Below are 20,163 nucleotides of genomic sequence, written 5' to 3'. Positions count from 1 at the left end.
TTATTAACGTCGATACGGACTTCCGCATACTGCCTTTAGCCATGTTGTGGCCATCAGCGTATCACCCAGACTGTTCATATGGACGCCGTCCGAAGTTAGCTCCTTACCTGTATCGCATTGGAGAACATGAAGGAATGCTTGATGCGTCGGGACAAGCACAGCGTCATATTCGTCGGCCAACCTGTTGACAATTCCTACATAAGGCTTCAGCAGTGTGTTCCCGGTCGATTCCGGGTATTCCTTAATGATCGTCGGCTGCATCAGAATAAGGCGGCAATCCGGCAGCGACCTTGTCTGCTCCAGCAATCCTCGATATACCGACTCGAATCGTTCAGGATACACCTGCTCGCCATCCGGCGAATCCAGCTGCCGCCATACGTCATTGATCCCGATTGAAATGGACAGCCATTGCGGGCGGTGATCCATAACGTCCAGTGTCCACCTTTTTGCCAGATCGATCACCCGGTTGCCGGATACTCCTTCGTTAATGATTTTTAACGACAGCTCCGGATAGAGAGACGTAAGAGAATCGCGCAGCATTCGCACATAACCCGAACCGAGCTTCTCGGGATCCTTCTTTCGCCCCTTGTCCGTTATGCTGTCGCCGATGAATACGATTCTGTCTTTTGCTTTGAACGGCATTGTCTACAAGCTCCCTTCAATAGTTGGACGATAACACCGGCTTACTTGGTGCAGCAGTTGCATTTTGTGATGACAACGCACACCGATAACCACGTTGTAACAGCTGCATTATGTGTTAATAAAAAGCTGCTCCTTCACTAATCGGTAAACCTCGTCCAGCTGCTCCACTTCCAGCCGTTGATTGCCTCTGAACGCGTTGGCATCCTTGGAGCGGCAATGCAGTGTCAAAGGGATGCCTCTACGCTGCAGATGATACTTGGCGTTAACCGGATACATCTGAAGCTCAATCAGGGACGCGGCCCCAACGAAGGACTGAATCGTACCCGCTGCAGCCGGCTCCATGCTCCATCTCTCCGTTAAGCGGACGTACAGATCGGGATGAAAATTCGCCATTACGCCGCTGAATCCGGCCGCCCCTATTTTCAACGACTCCAGCAGCGTCGCCGAATTTGCATTGAAAATTTGCAAACGGCTTCCTTTGACCGCATCAAGCTTGTCAGCCATTTGGTTCAAGTCGCAGCAAGTATCCTTGAGGAACAAAAACCTGCCCGTATCTGCGCACCATTTCAGCATCTGGGGTGAAAGCAGCCTTTTGTATGGATACGGGCATTCGTAAATGCCGAACGGCACATCCGGAATTCGATCAAGCAATTGCTGCGCCCGTTCAACCCATATCTCATCCGGCTCCTCAGGACTTGCCAATCTATTGCTCACCCAAACGACCGCATCGACTCCCGTTTCGGCCATACGACGCAGCTCCTCCGCCTGCTCTTCGATTCCATCCGATATATGTCCTGAAGCGATGACTGGTACCCGGCCGGCAGCCGTTTCCTTGACGAACCGTGCGATTCGTACTCTTTCCTCCAAAGATAAATAAAACATTTCACTCGATTGGCATACGGCAAACAGCCCATGAACACCCTGGGCAATATACCACTCGACCAATTGTTGAAGCGCCTCATAATCGACTTCGTTAGAAGCCGTGAAAGGAGTGATCATCGTCGGCCACACCCCGCTCGGAATATGCTTCTCCATTGCCGTCCATCCTTTCCTGAATCCTTTCTCCTTACTATAAGCGTAATCGGATACAGCGAAAATGGGGGATTCTGATCATCCAGCCGCCCGTACGAACACGGAAAAGTCGCATCAACCTATAGTTCGGACGCTATAACCCCCTCAGCTGCAACATACAATATAGTAATCTTATTCATAATCTTACAATAATAGAAATGAAGGTGAATCGGCTATGAATATCGAGCCTTATTTGACCCCTTACAAGCTGGGAAAGCCTGTTTTGACCGGATCCGGTATCCCGGGACATTTTGACGAGCGTGCTGTCGATTGTCCCTTTGTTTTTCAGCATAACGAGAAGTTTTATATGATGTATGTCGGGTTTGACGGAATCGGCTACCAAACCGCCTTGGCGACAAGCCAAGATCTGTTGAATTGGGAGCACCTCGCCGTTATTTTGCGCCGCAGGGAAGGCAACGGCTGGGATTCCTCCAACATAGCCGGAACTTGGATTATGAAGGAAAACCATATGGATGCTCCCCCGCTATTGAAAAAATGGAACAATAAATATTGGCTCGTGTACCACGCCTACCCGGAAACCGGGTACGAGGAAGGCTCCGCCAAGATCGGCATTGCCTGGACCGAAGACGAGGAGCTGCTCCATTGGAACCGGTGTCCGGAACCGATTCTGACTCCCGAGGAAGGCGCGGATTGGGAGAAAGGCGGATTGTACAAAGAATGCCTGGTTGAGCATGAAGGCCGATTTTATTTATTTTACAACGCCAAGAACACGAACAAAGGAAGATGGATCGAGCAGACCGGCGTCGCGTTCTCGGACGATTTGCTGCATTGGCGGAGATATGAGCATAATCCCGTGCTCCACGTTTCTCCGGAACGATGGGATTCCGGCTTCGCCAGCGATCCGTGCGTACTGCTTAACGGAGACCAATGGGTCATGTTCTACTTCGGCTACAACTACAAGCAAGCTCAGGAAGGGCTGGCGTTGTCACAGGATTTGCTGCACTGGACTAAACATCCTGAGCCGATTATCACTATCGGAGAAGAAGGCGAGATCGATTCCATCTTCGCACATAAACCGTCCGTCATCACCCGTAACGGTGTGCTGTACCACTTCTACTGCTCTTGCAGACCGTATAAAGATGGCGATCCGACCCGCAATTTCGGCAAAGAATTCCGAACGATTTCTGTGGCCACCTCACGCCCGTTGGATTTGATCAGTTCCGCCAAGGAGACGGGAAGCCATGCAAATTGATCAAATGACGGTGGAAGGAAAACGCTGCCCGCTTGGCATCGACGTCTCGACTCCCGCATTCGGCTGGAGCTACATAACAGGCACGATTCGTTCGCAACAGCAAACGGCTTACCGTATCGTTGTATCCATGTCTGAGCAATGTGCTGCGAATGGAACGGGTGATCTATGGGACAGCGGCAAAACCGTTAGCCGAAACCAAGTGCATGTATTATTTAAAGGTCCTCGTCTTCAGTCCCGCCATCGATATTATTGGAAGGTCCAGGTGTGGGATCAAGCGGACCGGATGACGGAAAGTGCTGTTTCCTGGTGGGAAATGGGACTTTTGCATCCTGAGGATTGGTCCGCCAGCTGGATAGGCGAACCCGACCAGGAGCGGAATGAGCGCTCTGCGCTTCCTATATTCCGGCACGAATTCGCCCTCGACAAGCCTGTTGCCCGTGCACGTGCTTATGTGTGCGGATTGGGACATTTCGAGCTTCGCCTGAATGGAAGCAAGATTAGCGATAATGTGCTGGAGCCCGGTTGGACCAACTATCGCCGGACCTGCCTTTATTGCGTTTACGATGTGACGGACCAACTGCTCCAGGGGGCTAATGCGGTCGGCCTGATGCTCGGAAACGGATTTTATAATGTTACCGGCGGACGTTACCGCAAATTTAAAGGCTCGTTCGGCAAACCGAAGTGTCTGGTTCAGCTGGAAGTTACCTACGCCGATGGCACAGCAATTACCATTGCCAGCAGTCCGGAATGGACGGCTGCCGCTGGGCCCATCACCTTCTCCTGCATATATGGCGGCGAGGATTACGATGCCCGGCTCCTGCAGCCAGGCTGGGATCAACCCGGATTCGCCAATAAAGCGGAATGGAATCCCGCTGCCACAGCGGAACTGCCTTCCGGGGTGCTGAAAGCTCAGGCAACCGCTCCGTTGAAGGTGATGGGAACGTTCCGGCCGATGAACGTAACCGAGCCTGTCCCCGGCATCTATGTCGCCGATTTCGGACAAAACTTCTCCGGGTGGGTCGAGCTGACAGTTGCCGGTCCCCGTGGTGCTCTGATTACTCTCACTCCGGCAGAACTGTTGAAGGAAGACGGCACGGCAAATCAGAAGTGGACGGGATCACCGACGCAATTCCGCTACATTCTTAGCGGCGACGGCGAAGAGATATGGGCTCCCCGCTTCAGTTATACCGGCCTGAGATATGTTCAAATCGAAGGAGCCGTTCCTGCCGATTGGGTTCAACACAGCACGTCCCTATCCCAAGCCGGTGTTCGGCTGCTCCGCCTCGAAGGCCAAATGATTTACCCCGACATGCAAACTGCCGGAAGCTTCGAGTGCTCGGATCCTATTCTTAACAAGATCCACGAAATCATCAACTGGGCTATTCTCAGCAATACGAAAAGCATATTCACGGATTGCCCCCATCGCGAGAAGCTCGGCTGGTTGGAACAGATTCACCTGATGGGACCGTCCGTGGCTTATAATTATGATGTGCAAGCGCTGCTGACCAAAACGATGGAAGACATTCGCGACGCCCAGCAGCCGAATGGAATGGTGCCTACTACCGCGCCGGAGTATGTCGTATTCTCCGAGCAATGGCGCTGCTTCCGTGATTCCGTATCATGGGGCGCCACATACGTGTTATGCGGCTGGAACCTGTACAGGATGTACGGCAATACCCGCATTTTGGCGGAGCATTATGAAGGGATGCGGGCTTATGTCGACTACGTGACGGCATGCTCCGATCAGTATATCGTCCAGAACGGTCTGGGCGATTGGTACGATGTCGGCGACGGGGATCCCGGCTTCGCGCACAACACGCCGGTCCCTCACACCGAGACGGCAATGTACTTTCATATGACGGATGTGTTTGCCCAAATTGCCGAATTGCTAGGCAACCATCACGATGCCGGGAAATATACAGAGCTTCGTGAACAAATTAAACTGGCGTTCAACCGGACTTTTTTCAATCCCGAGACAGGCGGTTATGCTACAGGCAGCCAAACATCGAATGCTATGCCCTTGGTGCTGGGGCTTGTCGACGATAGACGCAAGAGCTCCGTTCTTCACCGTCTTATTGATGACATTCGGCGGCACGGCTATCATACGACGGCAGGCGATGTCGGTCACCGGTATGTCCTGCTCGCCTTAGCTCTCAACAACCGCTCGGACGTCATATATGACATGTCGCGGCAAACCGGCCACCCAAGTTACGGCTACCAGCTCGCTCATGGCGCCACGACGTTAACGGAAGCGTGGGACGGTCCCACTGTCGGCAAATCGCAAAACCATTTTATGCTGGGGCATCTGGAAGAGTGGTTATACGGAGGCTTAGCCGGTATTCGTTACCATTACGATGCAGAACTCGAGTCGTATCAGCTGATGATACAACCGTTTGTGCCTGTGGACCTCGATGCCGTCAGGGCTGCGCTTCGATTGCCTGCCGGCAATGTCCGCGCCGAATGGCGTCGTGACAGCGGGAATCAGCTTACGATGAAGGTTACCATTCCCGTAAACTGTGATGCGGAGGTTTACATCCCCTCTTCATCGGCGGCTGAAATTCATGAGAGCGGCATTCCTGTGGATCATTGCCCGGACACGGAGCTGGTCCGCATGGAACATGGATGCGCCGTTGTCCGTCTAGGTTCGGGACACTATGTTTTTACGAGTGCGATGCAGCCGACGGCGCCAACACATTTTTAATTCATGATAAGTACCTTCGGGCTGTGTAAAGGCTTACGAAGGTTCTTTTATTTTTCGATGGAGCATGTTACTCTGGAGACGAGATGTACGCGAGCACATGGAATAATGACTAATACCCATTATCAAAGGAGAGCTCACTATGAAATATCCAGCATTAACTCAAGAGCAATTGCTGCAGAGGCTTGCGCCTCCAAAAGGAAAGGTGCGGATGGTGCTCGACACGGATACTTTCAACGAAATCGACGACCAGTTCGCTGTCATCTATGCATTGCAATCCGAGGATAAGCTTCAAGTAGAAGCGTTGTATGCAGCTCCGTTTTATAATGAATTGTCTTCAGGACCCAAGGACGGGATGGAAAAAAGCTACCAAGAGATTCTAAAGATCCTGGAGCTTATGGACAGAGCCGGACTATATCCGGTCCACCGGGGCTCCGAAGATTATATGTCTGCCAAGAACCAGCCTCAGGAGAGTGAAGCCGCTCGAGATCTGGTGAAGCGTGCGATGGCAGCGAGTGATGATGATCCTCTCTATGTAGTCGCTATCGGAGCAATTACGAATGTAGCCTCCGCCATTCTTATGGAGCCGAAAATTATTGAAAAAATCGTCGTTGTATGGCTCGGAGGTCACGCACTTCATTGGCCGAATACCGAAGAATTTAATTTGCGGCAGGATCTGCATGCTTCGAGAATCGTATTGGACTCCGGAGTGCCGCTAGTATTGATCCCATGTATGGGAGTCACCTCGCATTTGAGAACGTCCTTGTCGGAAATCCGGGATTATGTGAAGGATGCGGGAGAGATCGGAAGCTATTTGTACGAAACTTATCTAAACTGCCATAAAGATCACTACGGCTACACCCGGGTCATATGGGATATATCCACCATCGCTTATTTGAACAATGAAGCCTGGACGCCAAGCTCTATCGTCCCTAGTCCTCTGCTCTCCGAGGATTTCCGCTGGAGCTTCGATTCATCCCGGCATTTCATCCGATATGTATGGAATATTCACCGCGATCCGATCTTTCAGGATGTATTCCGTAAGCTGTCACCGGTATGATATACGAATGGTTCATGTTAAAAAGACAGCGGGTTCATTAAGAGCCCGCTGCCATTTTTTATATGGCAAACTGTTGCAAGCCGTTCCTTACTTACTCAGCCTTGTCGCCTGCCAACTGTTCTAAGATTTTATCCAGCTTTCGGCCGATCTCCAGATCGTGTTTCTTCTTCCACTTTACATAATGCAGCACATTTAGCAAAACGCCTAACAACAACAAAAACATCAATAACGAAATGAGCTGAACAAGTCCTGACATGAATGAGAATCCCATAATTCCTCCAAAAGAGTTATTAAATTTCTCCATCTGCTGAAGTTCCCCGGAAACGTATTCATTCCATTGGGGTTAGAAAAATTCGTAAAGTCCTTCCGCAAAGTAGCTATATTCCTGCTCCGTTAACAACTTCTTTCCATAGCCTTCGAAGAACGCATCGATTTCCGATTGGACCTCAAATGCGCTTGGCTTCGGTCGAATGGCCAAAGATAGGTCGTATCTCGGATCACCGTACCCTCCGCCGCTCCAGTCGATGATGCTTGTGATTTTCCCGTTACTCACCAAAACGTTATCAATAGTGAAATCTCCGTGGATTAGGGTTTGGCAAGTGGGAAGCGGTTTGTTCGTCTTCAGCATTTCGAGCAGCTCTGCCGTTCCATCAACCGAATAATGAGTAAGGTTATATTCCGCCCTGCTTAACATATCCTCCAACCAAACGGAATCGCTGCTGATGAGTGCATCAGGACAAGGAGTGGAGTGAATGGTTGAGAGTACAGCTCCGAAATGATAAATGATTTCATGCTTTTTATCGGTATTCCGCTCTTTCATCAATGTTTGCCTTAAAGTTTCCCCTTCGAAAAATGGCAGCAGCGCCCATACCTGCTTTTCATTCTTTTGCTCAGCAAACCGGTAAACCTCTGGAATTGGCAGCTCTGTGCTGCGCAAGCCGTTTAATACATGAACTTCTTGGGATAACCAGGAGCTGTAGGGCTCGACTTTTGATCTTTTTACAACGAATCGGCCTCTTGATCCTTCAATAATCGCTACATCCGATGTATAGCCTTGCCTAGGAAATGTTAGGCTTGTAATAGTACCTGCGTACTCGATAATTTCGGAGGGCAGTTCATCCAGACGGATCGGATCCACAGGTCACACCTCAACAGTTATTTTCCTAATAATAACATATTTTAAATCTATTAACTTCAATAATTGAACAAACGGACCATATCAATCTTAAATTCATATGAATATAGATAAAGTATACTCGAATTCCTAATTGAAGGAGTGATGCTCCATGCGCTTGCTTGGAATAGATACCAGCAGCAGTAATACGGCCGGGGCCGCCTTCCTGCCTTCCGGCAAAACAAAAGCGGTCTGGCTATGGGATACGACGAAAATCAGCACCAACACCGGCCGTAATGAGATCATTCAATTCGCACGTAAGAAGCAGATTACTCTCATTTATCTACAGGTAATATCATCCGTTCCCAAGAATGCCTATCGTGCTTTCATCAGGTCGTCAGCTTCCTCCGGTATTCAAATCCATGCGTTGGATGGAGCGCCGGACTGGATTCTGCCCAATCAGCTCATAAGAATCAGCAGTCTGGTCAATTGGGTAAAGACCTACAACAATTCCGTCACTGTCAATGAACAGTTTGCCGGCATCCAGGTCGATATCGAGCCCTATCTGCTGCCGGAGTGGTATCAGGACCAGGAAACAGCCATAACCAATTGGCTGGAAGCCTTAACTTTGCTTGCTCAGGGTACACAAGATACCACACTAATTATTAGTTCCGCCCTCCCGTTCTGGGTGGACCAAATCATAGTCCCTGCAACACAGAGCACATTCATAGAATCCGTCTTTCAGCTGATGAATAACGTTACCCTTATGTCGTATCGCGATCAAGCTCAGACTGTAGTGGATATCTCGGACAACAAGCTCGTTTTGGCGGACAGTCTGGGCAAAAGAGTCTTTGTCGCCCTGGAAACGAATCCGACTTCGGAGGGACTTTATTTAACCTTCTACGACGACGGACAAGCCATTATGGATAACCATATGGCCGAGATCGACCATTTGTTAAGCATCCATCCTTCCTATGCCGGTATCGCAGTTCATGACTATAACGGCTGGCGAAATTTAAAACCATAATGTTAGTCCACACCCTATCAAGTTATCTCGAATAAGCTATTTATTATTGATAGTGGAGGTGAAGCGCCATGTCTAAGTTTCTGAACTACCTCGGCGGCGTCATAGGTGGATTTAGCCTCATTTATGTCCCTGTTTCGGGAATGCTCCTAAGCTTGGAACCTTTGTTTGATACGGTAGGCATCCTAGTCATGATTGTTTTCGCCGTCGCCTTAATCATCAATGGTGTGCGTTCCCTGTTAAGCAAGAATTAATTGCATATTTCTTAAATAACTCCCGGCACCGGGAGTTATTTTGTCTGGCTCGCAATATATTGGCTCATCTCTTCCTGTACTTTGCGCAAAGCGGTGTTCACGTCGGTTTTCCCCCCCAACATCGTATGCTGCCGCATTCAGCCGTTTTCTTGCCTCCCCGTCGAACGGAGTAGGCTTATGCATCGGACGGGGCTGAGCGCCGAAAATCGCCTGAACGAAACAGCCTAGCGCGTAGGCTATCGCGATACGAGCTATTTTTGCTCCGCATTCAAGCAGCTGGAGGGAGTGCCTCCTCTGGAATTCAGACGATCCGGACAATAGTCCGACATGCAGTCAGGAGATGCTTACATCCCCTGCTTCTCTCCATTTAAAGCGGAATCCAACTGACCTGAAGGTGAAGACTTTAGTTCCTTTTCCCTCCCAGCCATTTATCCATACCAAAAACAGACATAGTTTTAAACTAAAACTAATTATGTATTTTAGTTAATTTTAGTTTTAATTTAATAAATTTAACGTTTGACAACAAATTCATCGTGGTGTTATCATAAAATCAACATAAATAATAGCGCTTACAAATAATCATTTCCTAATTCTTATTTCTGGATTGGTATAAATTTTACTAAATATTTTACATATTTCATCAAGCTTATGTAGGAATAAATCCAGGGGGGACGTTGTATGGCGAAAAGGAGAAAAGGAAACACCACAACGATTTTGTTATCATCCGTATTACTTATTACCTCCATCAGTGGCTGCAGCACTGCGGGAACCAAGGAAGACACCACAGGGAAGGGAGACACCCAGAACACACCTGCGCCAACTCCGGCATCGATCAACAAACCGGTCGAGCTCACCGTGTACTCCGCTCCCGGAGATTCGGAAGAGTCATGGAACGAAAGATTCGGCGATCCTATTCGCAAGAAATATCCCAATATCTCATTCAAGTTTATCAATCCCAGAAATAACGATGCGCAGAAGCTTCAAAATTTGCTAGTTGCCGGCACTACGATAGATATTTATTACGAGTCGATCGGCGGATTTTTCGTCAATGTGCCTCAATACAATCTGCAGCAGGATTTATCTCCCCTTATTAAAAAATACAATGTAGATTTGAACGCATTCGAGCCTACATTAATCGATGCCATGAAGACGAATTCCAGCGGACAAATCTGGGGACTTCCCGTCAATAATAACAATATGGTCATGTACTACAATAAAGATATTTTCGATCGTTTCGGTGTGCCTTATCCTAAGGACGGCATGACATGGGACGAAGCCATAGACATGTCGCAGCAATTTAATAAGTCGGTAGAAGGGAGTAAATACGCCGGATTGGCGGTATCTCCAAACCATATACTGCGGATGAACCAATTCTCACTGCCGCTCGTTGACTCCAAGACTACTAAGACGACATTTGCTGATGAAAAGTGGAAAACGCTGCTTCAGACGATGTTCGTACGGCCTGCTGCGAGCGAAGGCTATAAGGATAAAATCCGCAGCTTAAGCAATAAGCTGCCGTACGCGACGGAGTTCACCCGAACGCAGGACTTGGCGATGTATGTACATCAATCCAATCTGCCTTTTATCGATTCTACCTACAAAACAACGAACTTTAATATCGTCTCGCTTCCGACATTCAAAGACATGCCGGGCATAGGCTCGCAGGCGTATCCTACGTTCTTTACAGTACCGGCCAACAGCCAGTTCAAAGAAGAAGCATTCCAGGCCATTCAATATTTGGTCTCCGGCGAGTACCAAATGGCCTATTCGAAGAAAGGCGTCATGCCGGTATTAAAGGACGATAGCTACAAAAAAGTGTTCGCAACGGAGACGGAGTACAAGGATGTTAATTTCAGCGCAGTGTTCCGGAACCAATTCGCTCCGATTCCTAGTAAAACCGCTTACGACGGGTTGGCCGAAGGAGCGCTGACCTCTCAATTCATTGACTTGTCTTTGGGTAATGTAGACGTCAATTCGGTGTTAAGAAAAGCGGAGGAAGACGGCAATTTGAAAATAGAGTCCGAAAAGCTGAAAAAATAGAAAAACAAGCAGTCTAAGACCCGATTTGGCGTCTTCGGCTGCTTGTTTTTGTAAACATCGCCTATTCTCTATTCAATGAGCATGCTTAGCAATCTCCTGCGCGAAGACGCTCGAGCTCGATGCTTGCGAGCAGAAGAGGCGCTACGCCCATAAGCACATCGCTGACCACCGCTTCGCTCAAATAATAGGCATAAGAACCATCGCGGTATTTGCGTCCTCCGAGTCCTGCGCCATGGCATATGCCGTGAAGATGCACTCCCTGTTCATCCTCTGTGACGAAACGGGTAAAAATGCCTTCGTAAGCACGTTCGACGACACTTCGGTCTATTTCGGCCAAGTAGTTGAGCCGGATCCCTTTAGCCAGAGCATACGTGAGCATGCATGACCCGGATGCCTCCAAATAGTTGCCCGACCGGCCGTTGCAATCCATCACCTGATACCACACGCCGCTTTCTTGATCTTGAGCCCGGACAACGGCGTTCGCCATACGCTCAAAGATGCCAAGCAGCTGTCCGCGCTTCGGATGACGGACAGGGAAATGCTCCAGCGCATCGACCAGCGCCATGGCATACCACCCCATCGCTCTCCCCCATACATGGCGGGAGCGCCCGGTGGCTCCATCGCACCAACGCTGCTCTTTGCTCTCATCCCAGGCGTGATGGAGGAGGCCCGTCTGCGGGTTGCGCGTGTGCTTCTCAACGAGCAGCAGCTGGCGTGCCGCTTCGTCAAACCAGTCGTTCTCGCCAAACGTGCCGGCGAACTCCGCCATGAATGGCGAAGACATGTATAAACCGTCCAGCCACATTTGATAAGGGTATATTTTCTTATGCCAGAATCCGCCCTCTTCCGTCCGTGGCTGACCAATCAATTGCGATTCCAGCAGCCGTGCCGCCTGTGCGTACTTGTCTTCTCCGGTTTCCCGCCACAGCCTCATCAAATGCTTGCCTTTGTTAATATGATCCAGATTATAGTCTTCCAGCGTGTACCCTTGAATCGATCCGTCCTCCTGGATGAACACATCCATTTGGCGCTTGACGAAATCATGATACCGCGACTCTTGCGTCCAATCTCCAAGCTGGCGGATGGCCGTCAACGCCATGCCGGCAACGTAGCCCCATTTATTGCTTATATTGGGATGGTATCCGTCTACAGCGCGTGACAAGATCGTTTCGGCGATTTTGACGGACATCCGTTGTTCATTCTGTATATTAACAGTAGCCTGCATATTCCGTTTCCTCCTGTCTATGGTGTAAATAACGGCAAGCTGTCGAATTGCTCGGGGACCTGAACCAAATAAAGATTGCCGTACCCGTTCTTATCGCTCGTAAACAATACTTGCTTGCCATCGGCGCTAAAGCGCGGATGTGCGTGTACCTTTTGCGAATGAAAGCTGCAGCGCAGCTCGCAAAGCGTTCGGGGGCCGTCGTAGACGCCGCCGATTTTTCTCCATATCGTAAGCGACTTTACATCGCCTTTCCCGTCAACGATCGCTTGGCCAAGCCCGTCTGCATAAGCATGCCACGTATTGAATGGGAACTCCGTCTCTTCCATCCCTGTATTATCGTAACGGATTGAACCGAAAAAGTTGGTTCCGTTCGCACGAAAGCCGTGATAGCCGATGGTGTGGCCGTCCGGGTAAAAAAACTCATGACCCACCTTCTCTCCAGGTTCGAGCCTTGCCCTGATCTGCCACGCTTCCCCGGAACGGAGATCCAATCCCCATATGCGGTGGTCTACAAGATGCCAGGGTCCCTCATGACAAAAGGTCATAAGCCAAGGCTCGACGGGAGAAGTATTAATATGGGTAATAAATCGTTTGGCCTCATATACCTTCTCCGCGCCGCCTTTTTCTGCGTCAATACGAATGATCATGCTGTGCGGGGCTGCTTCCATAAGCTCGCGGTGACCGACGTACCCGTTGCCGAGATCCAACCGGATGCTTGAGGATAAATCCTCCTGCACGCACGTCAGGACATAGCTGCCGCACGCGGTAGCACTGGCGTTCCCGAGACGATAGCCATCAGGCGCTTCATACAAGAGGACCTCTTCCAAAGTCGATAAATCCAAACGGAACAAGCTTCGGTCTTTCTTGATAAAAGCGGCACTTCCATCCGGCAGCAAAGATGCATCCAATTGGTCGTTATCCGGGTAAACCGTAAGCTGAGTGATTTCACCGCTTTCCACGTGCAAGCTGTACAAATTCGCGCTGTTTCCCCGGTCCGAGACGAACAAAAGGCACTGTCCCCCGTCATACCAACCGCTTTCAGTAAAATACAAATGATGACTGTGTGCTTTATAGTCCGTCAACTGCGTCACTTCAAGTCCTGTCAGCCGGTCCGTGTAGGTCTTCCGCTCCGAAGGCCAGATGGTTCCTTTTCTCATCTGCATATCCTCCTTCTCCAATTGGCATTTTTTACAAAAATGGCTTAAGCCCTTCCCACTTCACGTTCCAGCTTCCGTCCTTCGGAAAGCCCGGGTTCATCGCCTGCTCATTGCCTCTCCAGCCGCAGGCCATCATGGCAACCGCTGTCAACAAGCCGCCGTTCCCCGGCAAATAGGCCGTCAGCCCCGGACGCTGGTAATTGTGGCCGTTGGCCAAATACGAATTCTTGGTCGCATCCATAAGCAGGAAATCAACCGCCAGCTCCGCTTCTCCCAGTCTGGCAGCGGTCATCGCGCACATCGGGAAATCCCAGCCCCAGGCGGAATCCCACTTCCATACCTCCTTCACCTTCATCAGCGTGTTCCTCATAACCTCATGGTCAACCAGAGTTCCCGGCAATATGCCAAGAGCACCTAGCATGGAAGGATGGTCCCGATTTTTTTCGGTGAATGTATCCGGACAATTCTCATGAGCGAGATAAACACCTTCCGCTTGCGGCGGTGGAGCCATGGAAGCTGCTACCTCAACCCACCTTGGATTGACTTCCTCCTTCAGCCTTTCTGCCCACTGTACCGCAATTTCCAATCCTTGCTTCCAGTATTCCAGCTCATAAGGCGGATTCTTGCTGCTGTGCAAGTGATGGCATTCCTGCGCAGGAATCAATGGAGGCCCGAGATCGAACACACGCTTTTCCTCATCTAAGTGAGCGTACGATACCATGAAATCCGCTGCCTCGAATACGATATCGCGGTATTGCTCCAGTAATTCGCGCGAAGGATTCGCTTGGTAGCACATCTCCGCCAGGACCATAGGATGAGGCTGCTGCCAGATTAGGCCGGGAGCGACCGGGGATGGGCATGGCTTGCCGTCAAAGCCGACCATTTTGGGCCAGCGGGCGCCTTCATACCCTTGTGAGGCCGCCAAATCACGAGCGATCGGTAGAATCTCGCGATACCATTTCATGCTCTTCAGCAAGTAATCTTCCCTGCCCCATAATGGAAAATGCGACGCGTGCCACCAATGCATCTCCAAGTGAGCCTTGCCGAACCAGCTGTTGTACATGAGTCCCGTCTCCTGAGGAGGAATGGTGCCTCCGCTATGCATGGCGCACAGGAACTGCGATAGTACGACCCGGCGTTCCAGCTCGAAAGCTCTCGGGTCGGAGCTGCCGGAAAAATCGATGGCCGCTCCGTTCATCCAGAATGCCTCCCAGCCTCTCTCGCTGGATTCCACAATATCACGGATGGATACCGTCTGTGGTGATTCCGGAGCAAAGGAGACAGAAAATTCAAACAATTCTCCATGTACCTCAGGCACTAATGTGAACTCATGCGTTCCCGATCGCTCCAGACGTCCTGAGCTCCATTCCCAGCCGACCACATAACGGTCCTCGTCCATCGTTCTTTCGAGCAGCGCCCGGCTGGCTTCCAGCTTGGTAAGCAGCGTCCGGTGCCGTTCGTCATTGTCCCAATCCGGATACACAGCTTTGGCCCAAGCCGTATGAACCATATCGGGTGCGGGAAAGCGCATGAACACTTGAAGACGGCCTTGGGCGATCAGCGGAGATTCCACACGTACGCCGACCGTATCGGAATCGGCGTGGCATGCCGTAGTTACGCGAACAGGAATACCCTGTACGGTATATTCACTGGTTACGACTCCAGTCCACAAATTTAATTGCTGTTGTATGTTTGCCATATCTTCTGCCGCAGCTTCCTCGCCGGACTCCAGAAGAAACCGGAAGGAAATTCGGCCGAGCTGCAGCCGATGCGGATTTTGCCGCAGCCAATGATAGGCTTCCGGGTTGTTACCCGGCTTCATAGGATAGCCTACGAGCCGGCCGTGGGTATCGAACATCTGTTGGTCAGCATCCTTATCCGTAAACCGGTTCGGGCCTCCTGTGAAATGCCAGCCCCAATTGGACTGCGTGCCGAGCGGCACCTCGTACTGCTCCGGGAACGACTGCAGCCCGGTAATGTCGCAGCTGAAGGCAAATTCCGAATTGCCCACGGAAAATGGGGACAGCGGATCCAATTTGTTCAGCTCGGGATTATGTCTTTCTACGATTCGTCGTCTATCCATATGATTTCCTCCTTGGACCTTATGCCGGAGGACCCGTCCTTATTCGATCGGAAAGTCCATCCGGGTTCTCATCATATCCCGATACTTGCCGGGGGTAATATCTTTAAATTTGCGAAAGATACGGATAAAGCTGTTCTCGTGCTGGTAGCCTACCATTAACGCGATGTCCGATATGCGGGAATCGGTTTTGATCAGCAGCTCAGCCGCGCGATCTACACGCAGTTGGGTTAAGTAGTTGTATATGGTCTCGCCCGTCTCCTGCTTGAACACCTGGCTGGCAAGACTACTGCTGATTCCAATAGAATCGGCGATTTCGGGAATGCCGATCGGCTCTCCGAGATGCTCCTTCATATAGTCGATCATGCGCTGGCACATCATGAAATCTTTGCTTTCAACAAGCTGCCGATATCGCTGAATCAATGGAACCATTCTGCGGTTCAGCTCCAGTCTTATGTCGTCCAGATGCAGCGTCTCGAATTGCTCGTAAGCGGGACCCGTCTCCTGCTCCTCCGCCGGATGGAGCTGTTCAATCCGTTCAGCCACCTCCTGAAGGAAGGACACTACAGCTGAAGGATATTCGTATTGTGTGCGCAAATGGCTGAAAATTCGATCCATCGCGTCGTTAGCCGTAGGCTCATCTCCCGCTTGAATGGCATGAATCAACTCTTCAAGCGCGCGTCCGACAGGAAGCGGATCTTTCACTTCATGCTCCGACACTTTATGGAATGGAATTACTTGGCCGTAGCCTTGATATACGCGGTACGCCAGGGCATTCTCCGCTTCAAGCATAGCTTGCTTTAATCGCGTGACATCCGTCTGCGGGGTGCTGACGCCCGCGGATACTCCGAACTTCAATAAATCGAAGATGACGCCGATTGCTTCGGACAGCTTTTTTTCCGCAGATTCCCCTTGCTCACGAGGCTGCAGCAGAACAGCGGTCTTGTCTCTGCCAAAATCGGTGCAGACGATTCGCCACTGCGGCTCGAACAGCTCGGCAATAATGTTCGCAAACGCGAATTTTAACAGCGACCGGTCCGAATCCGAATATCGCCTCAACCACTCTTCGAACTTGTCGATCGACAAAATGGCTACGTATACCGGAGCCTTCTGCCAATCGCTAAAGTACCGGTCCCACTTCTCCTGAATATCCCGTTTGCCGGTCAAATTGCCGGTATACATATCGTGGAGCAGCTTGGAGGACGCCTCCGATATCGTCTCTCGGACCAGCCTGGACAGATGCGCATGGTTACTGATCAGCTCATCGGTCAGCTTCTCGAGGTCGATGCCTCCCATTCCGTCCTCTCTTCGCTCATAGGCACTGAACAGCTGCCGCAACCGCCGCACCGGCCGAAACGCCTCGGCATTAATATAGAAGATCGTCACCCCGCCGAGCGCCAATGCGGCAATGGATACGAGCAATACGGTATCGCGGACCTTTTTGGACTTGGCCAGCAGGCTGTCCTGCACAACAATGGAAACATACTTCCACCCTGTTACGGGGGATTCCAATTGATTCACGAGCAGCTTACGGTCCCGGTAAGTGATATCGCCGTTATGCTCTTCTTTCAGCTTGGCAAGCACCTGTCCCATCGCTTCCTGATCGAACTCAAAATTCGATACGGAGTATAAGATTTCTCCACGCTCGTCAATGATGTAACGCATCCGGTTAATATCATTAAGGCTTGTGTTCAGCTTGGAAAACAGCTCTTCATCCTTCAGATTGACGGCGACAATGCCCCTAAACTCGCCCTGCAGCTTGATCTTTCGGAACAACGTCAGCTCCGAACCGTTTTTGCTCGCACCTGCGGGAACCTGCCTCTGCTTGATGACCGTCATCTTATCCCCAAACTCGTCTGCTACGCCAATCCACGCGGAGTCGTCAAACGTCAGCTTGCTGGAGCTGTAGCCTTGAGGGATGGCGACGAAGCTGCCCCTTTTCAGATCATAAATATAAATACTCTTCACATACTTCGAGTTGCTGACCAAGGTGGACAGCAGCTGATACAGCTCCGAGATGTTGCTGTACGAATTTTGAACCTCGCTTGTCAAAAATTGATACACATTGGCATTCAACGCCACCTGAATCGCTACCTGATCGCTCTCTTTGATCGAATCGTCGATCACGTTCATGTTGAACTGAAGCATTTGGCGCTGGGGCTCGCTTAGCTCCTCTTGCAGCACCGATTTGGATGTATAATAGGAAGTCAGGCTTACGGCCAGAATGATGAGGAAAACCGATACGGTCAAAATCAATACAAGCCGGATTTGTGTATGAGCCCAATTGTACTTTAGCCATTTCTTGAGGGATTGCATCACGAATTCGTTCCCACCTTATGCCGAATATTGTTCAATTATATCGCGATTCGGCCCCCAAGACACGCATAACCTGGTTTTCCCCTTCGCTTCAGCCTTACAAGCCCAGATGTTCTTTCATTCGCTCCGTTTCAATCCCTGCCAGCAGTACTATGCCGATACCGTGAGTATCATTAAGATTCCAACCCAAATCATGCTTGTAATACGCGTTGTGATAGGACCAGCTGGACCCCTTGCACACGCCGTACAGATTGCCGCGCTTGTCGATAGCACGATCACACAAGCCTTCCCATCCCTGCAATACCGCACGAACATACGGATCCTGATCTTCCAGCCAGCCATGTCGAACTCCTAAAGCGAAGCCGTACATGAACATCGAGGTGCAAGAAGCCTCCTCGTAGGATTCAGGATCGGTTAATACCTGATGCCATAAACCATGTATCCCCTGAAGTTTGCGGTACCCCTCGGCCAGCTCGCGGTAGAAGGAAAGAATCTCCGCATAGCGCTCATTCTCTCTAGGAAGGACGGCAAGCAGCACAGCCAGTGAAAAGAAGACCCAGCCGTTGCCCCGGCCCCAGGTCGTTCGGGACTGTTTGCCAAGATTCACGTCATACACATGGGACATAATGCTTTGCTCCGGCATGAACAAATACTTCTTATATAGCAAAAGCTGCCGGGCAGCTTCATCGATATAGCGAAGATCGCCTGTAAGCTCAGCGTACCTGCATAAAAAAGGAACGCTCATATACATATCGTCGCACCACATCGTGTTGTGCATGCTTGGAGATACGCCGATATGGCGGTACAAAGCTCCATCCTCCATGCGGTCCTGCTCGTTCATAATATAATGTGCTATGTCGTCAAAAATAGGCTGTGCCCCTTTCAGAGGGCGGATACGATCCGCAAGGATCGCCAGCGCCCCGAACGACCCGCAGTCATCCAGGCTGTCGATATGAGACAGCTGATTATTCAGCCCGGCTGCGCCATAGCGTTCGCGGTCCCATAGAGAATAAGCGTACGTTGATGTTGCGAACTCGACATGGCGGCTCACATAGTCCAATAGATCATCCCTGCGCAGCACGCTGCCTGTTTCAAGAAGTCCGAACAGCGTAACGCCGAGCGGGTAGTTCCATCTTCCGAACAGCTCGTTCTCGAGAAACGGCCGAATATTGGCGCCGGGCTCGTCCGTCGTCCAAAAGATCGAGCCTCCATCGCCATCTGCTATCGTATCCAACATGAGATATTCGGCAGCATCTACTTGGGTATCTGCTGGAAACGGGCCCAAATACAGCCATTGGCCATCGTAGCCGTGAATGCGGCGCGGACAAGCCAGCTCTACCTTCGAGGATGTAAGCTCCGCCTGAAATCCCCAGCCGTCTTCGCTCGCCATACATTGCACGAGTAGCTCCTGTTTGCCGGGTTTTGCGTCCACTTGCAGGGAAAAGTCTCCGCGGCGGGGCACGCTATAGATTTCACTGCCTTCAAGCACGAACGAGATTGGGCCATAGGCCGTTCCTTCGATCGTTACCCGTTCCACGGCTGCAGAATTGTTCACAATCGTCGTCCATGCATAGGCGGATGCTCCGGGACGATGTCCGTAAAGCGCCTGCAGCCCGCCGGATTCCTCAAGAGCATCCCCTCGGGAAGGAAGCCATTCCGCACCCGTGCTCGCTTCCGCTTGGGAAGCTCCGGGAATCGACTTGAGGGCCGAATCCACGGGAGCCGTATAAATCCAGCCTTCCTCCCCTTCGCGATCCGTTGAAGGAGCAAGGAAGTGATACGGCTTGTTTTTGCGATTGCCCGTACCGAACTCCGCGCCGCTGCCCCCGGCTGCATTTTTGCCCAGCTCCAGCACGAAATGATTCCAGCCTCGCAGCAGGGCAACCTTCAGCTTAATCAGCGCGGCTCCCTCCGACTCCTCTTCCGGTGCGGAACCGAAGCGCTTTTCGCCGTTGTGGTATAGCCGCACAGGACCGTAGCAGCGCACATGGAAAATAAAGTCCTGCGCCTGGTCCACCCAAAGCTTGGCCCAAGCGTATACGCGCTGGCCTTCCTTCAGCTCAGGGAACATGCTGCCTATAGGAAACTGATAAAGATGATGATCCTGCTTGAGAATCTCGCTGTCTCTGGTAACCCGATATACTGGTCCATGCGGCGGATTGTCGCCAACATATCGCTGAGCCATGACGGCCAGCACATGAGGGATATCCGTGCCGGATGTTTGTGAAGCAATGCTTTCTATTGGATTAAAATAAGGGCTCACTTCTTT

At 50.9% G+C, this 20,163-nt stretch carries 15 protein-coding genes; 6 read left to right on the top strand and 9 right to left on the bottom strand.

All coding sequences use genetic code 11. From position 1 onward, the window contains the following. Positions 1-3: 3 nt before the first annotated feature. Together ACFQ88_RS17685 and ACFQ88_RS17680 are read right to left on the bottom strand one after the other, a co-directional pair. Complete coding sequence (locus tag ACFQ88_RS17685) at positions 4-642, bottom strand: SGNH/GDSL hydrolase family protein (RefSeq protein WP_239625990.1); 639 nt, start codon at positions 640-642, stop codon at positions 4-6. 108 nt (positions 643-750) lie between these two features. Next, a complete protein-coding gene (locus ACFQ88_RS17680) occupies positions 751-1,677 on the bottom strand; it encodes a dihydrodipicolinate synthase family protein (protein WP_379455004.1) in 927 nt (308 codons plus the stop codon). A 211-nt stretch (positions 1,678-1,888) separates the two neighbouring features. Here ACFQ88_RS17680 and ACFQ88_RS17675 point away from each other — a divergent pair, with 211 nt between their 5' ends. The 3 genes from ACFQ88_RS17675 to ACFQ88_RS17665 all read left to right on the top strand — a co-directional run bounded on the left by ACFQ88_RS17675 (position 1,889) and on the right by ACFQ88_RS17665 (position 6,684). After that, positions 1,889-2,926, top strand: coding sequence for a hypothetical protein (locus ACFQ88_RS17675; RefSeq protein WP_379455003.1), 1,038 nt, complete (start codon positions 1,889-1,891; stop codon positions 2,924-2,926). Next, on the top strand, positions 2,916-5,627 hold the full coding sequence (locus tag ACFQ88_RS17670; protein ID WP_379455002.1) for an alpha-L-rhamnosidase: 2,712 nt from the start codon (positions 2,916-2,918) through the stop codon (positions 5,625-5,627). The genes ACFQ88_RS17675 and ACFQ88_RS17670 overlap by 11 nt, the downstream gene beginning before the upstream one ends. A 139-nt stretch (positions 5,628-5,766) precedes the next feature. After that, complete coding sequence (locus ACFQ88_RS17665; RefSeq protein WP_379455001.1) at positions 5,767-6,684, top strand: nucleoside hydrolase; 918 nt, start codon at positions 5,767-5,769, stop codon at positions 6,682-6,684. 91 nt (positions 6,685-6,775) lie between these two features. On the opposite strand, the gene ACFQ88_RS17660 is transcribed toward ACFQ88_RS17665, so the two are convergent. Together ACFQ88_RS17660 and ACFQ88_RS17655 are read right to left on the bottom strand one after the other, a co-directional pair. Next, positions 6,776-6,988, bottom strand: coding sequence for a hypothetical protein (locus ACFQ88_RS17660; protein WP_379455000.1), 213 nt, complete (start codon positions 6,986-6,988; stop codon positions 6,776-6,778). Between the two features lie 39 nt (positions 6,989-7,027). Further along, a complete protein-coding gene (locus tag ACFQ88_RS17655) occupies positions 7,028-7,822 on the bottom strand; it encodes a phosphotransferase family protein (protein ID WP_379454999.1) in 795 nt (264 codons plus the stop codon). A 148-nt stretch (positions 7,823-7,970) separates the two neighbouring features. Between ACFQ88_RS17655 and ACFQ88_RS17650 the strand changes: the two genes are divergently transcribed. From ACFQ88_RS17650 to ACFQ88_RS17640, 3 genes are all read left to right on the top strand, one after another. Further along, entirely contained in the window at positions 7,971-8,825 is an 855-nt protein-coding gene (locus ACFQ88_RS17650) for a hypothetical protein (protein ID WP_379454998.1), read from the top strand. Between the two features lie 68 nt (positions 8,826-8,893). Further along, on the top strand, positions 8,894-9,076 hold the full coding sequence (locus tag ACFQ88_RS17645; RefSeq protein WP_239626007.1) for a hypothetical protein: 183 nt from the start codon (positions 8,894-8,896) through the stop codon (positions 9,074-9,076). A 678-nt stretch (positions 9,077-9,754) separates the two neighbouring features. Next, positions 9,755-11,116: an ABC transporter substrate-binding protein gene (locus ACFQ88_RS17640; RefSeq protein ID WP_239626010.1), complete on the top strand. Its 1,362-nt coding sequence runs from the start codon at positions 9,755-9,757 to the stop codon at positions 11,114-11,116. An 85-nt stretch (positions 11,117-11,201) separates the two neighbouring features. Here the strand turns inward: ACFQ88_RS17640 and ACFQ88_RS17635 are convergent, their stop codons facing one another. From ACFQ88_RS17635 to ACFQ88_RS17615, 5 genes are all read right to left on the bottom strand, one after another. Next, on the bottom strand, positions 11,202-12,341 hold the full coding sequence (locus ACFQ88_RS17635; RefSeq protein WP_379454997.1) for a glycoside hydrolase family 88/105 protein: 1,140 nt from the start codon (positions 12,339-12,341) through the stop codon (positions 11,202-11,204). Between the two features lie 17 nt (positions 12,342-12,358). Further along, positions 12,359-13,498, bottom strand: a complete 1,140-nt coding sequence (locus tag ACFQ88_RS17630) for an oligogalacturonate lyase family protein (protein WP_379454996.1) — start codon at positions 13,496-13,498, stop codon at positions 12,359-12,361. A 31-nt stretch (positions 13,499-13,529) separates the two neighbouring features. Continuing rightward, positions 13,530-15,581, bottom strand: a complete 2,052-nt coding sequence (locus tag ACFQ88_RS17625; protein ID WP_379454995.1) for a glycoside hydrolase family 65 — start codon at positions 15,579-15,581, stop codon at positions 13,530-13,532. Between the two features lie 39 nt (positions 15,582-15,620). Further along, the gene (locus tag ACFQ88_RS17620) at positions 15,621-17,894 is read right to left on the bottom strand and encodes a helix-turn-helix domain-containing protein (protein WP_379455851.1); all 2,274 of its coding nucleotides are present in this window, start codon (positions 17,892-17,894) and stop codon (positions 15,621-15,623) included. A 97-nt stretch (positions 17,895-17,991) separates the two neighbouring features. After that, positions 17,992-20,157: a glycoside hydrolase family 88/105 protein gene (locus ACFQ88_RS17615; RefSeq protein ID WP_379454994.1), complete on the bottom strand. Its 2,166-nt coding sequence runs from the start codon at positions 20,155-20,157 to the stop codon at positions 17,992-17,994. Positions 20,158-20,163 lie beyond the last annotated feature (6 nt).

The organism is Paenibacillus sp. NPDC056579 (assembly GCF_042793215.1).
In the GTDB taxonomy this organism is placed as follows: Bacteria; Bacillota; Bacilli; order Paenibacillales; family NBRC-103111; genus Paenibacillus_S.
This window is presented reverse-complemented; position numbering and strand designations above follow the sequence as displayed.

Bases quoted from the DNA above. Each gene is read 5' to 3' on its own strand.
- ACFQ88_RS17650 (WP_379454998.1), top strand. From the start codon at position 7,971: ATGCGCTTGCTTGGAATAGATACCAGCAGCAGTAATACGGCCGGGGCC.
- ACFQ88_RS17665 (WP_379455001.1), top strand. From the start codon at position 5,767: ATGAAATATCCAGCATTAACTCAAGAGCAATTGCTGCAGAGGCTTGCG.
- ACFQ88_RS17645 (WP_239626007.1), top strand. From the start codon at position 8,894: ATGTCTAAGTTTCTGAACTACCTCGGCGGCGTCATAGGTGGATTTAGC.
- ACFQ88_RS17670 (WP_379455002.1), top strand. From the start codon at position 2,916: ATGCAAATTGATCAAATGACGGTGGAAGGAAAACGCTGCCCGCTTGGC.
- ACFQ88_RS17640 (WP_239626010.1), top strand. From the start codon at position 9,755: ATGGCGAAAAGGAGAAAAGGAAACACCACAACGATTTTGTTATCATCC.
- ACFQ88_RS17625 (WP_379454995.1), bottom strand. From the start codon at position 15,581: ATGGATAGACGACGAATCGTAGAAAGACATAATCCCGAGCTGAACAAA.
- ACFQ88_RS17620 (WP_379455851.1), bottom strand. From the start codon at position 17,894: ATGCAATCCCTCAAGAAATGGCTAAAGTACAATTGGGCTCATACACAA.
- ACFQ88_RS17680 (WP_379455004.1), bottom strand. From the start codon at position 1,677: ATGGAGAAGCATATTCCGAGCGGGGTGTGGCCGACGATGATCACTCCT.
- ACFQ88_RS17635 (WP_379454997.1), bottom strand. From the start codon at position 12,341: ATGCAGGCTACTGTTAATATACAGAATGAACAACGGATGTCCGTCAAA.
- ACFQ88_RS17660 (WP_379455000.1), bottom strand. From the start codon at position 6,988: ATGGAGAAATTTAATAACTCTTTTGGAGGAATTATGGGATTCTCATTC.
- ACFQ88_RS17675 (WP_379455003.1), top strand. From the start codon at position 1,889: ATGAATATCGAGCCTTATTTGACCCCTTACAAGCTGGGAAAGCCTGTT.
- ACFQ88_RS17685 (WP_239625990.1), bottom strand. From the start codon at position 642: ATGCCGTTCAAAGCAAAAGACAGAATCGTATTCATCGGCGACAGCATA.
- ACFQ88_RS17630 (WP_379454996.1), bottom strand. From the start codon at position 13,498: ATGAGAAAAGGAACCATCTGGCCTTCGGAGCGGAAGACCTACACGGAC.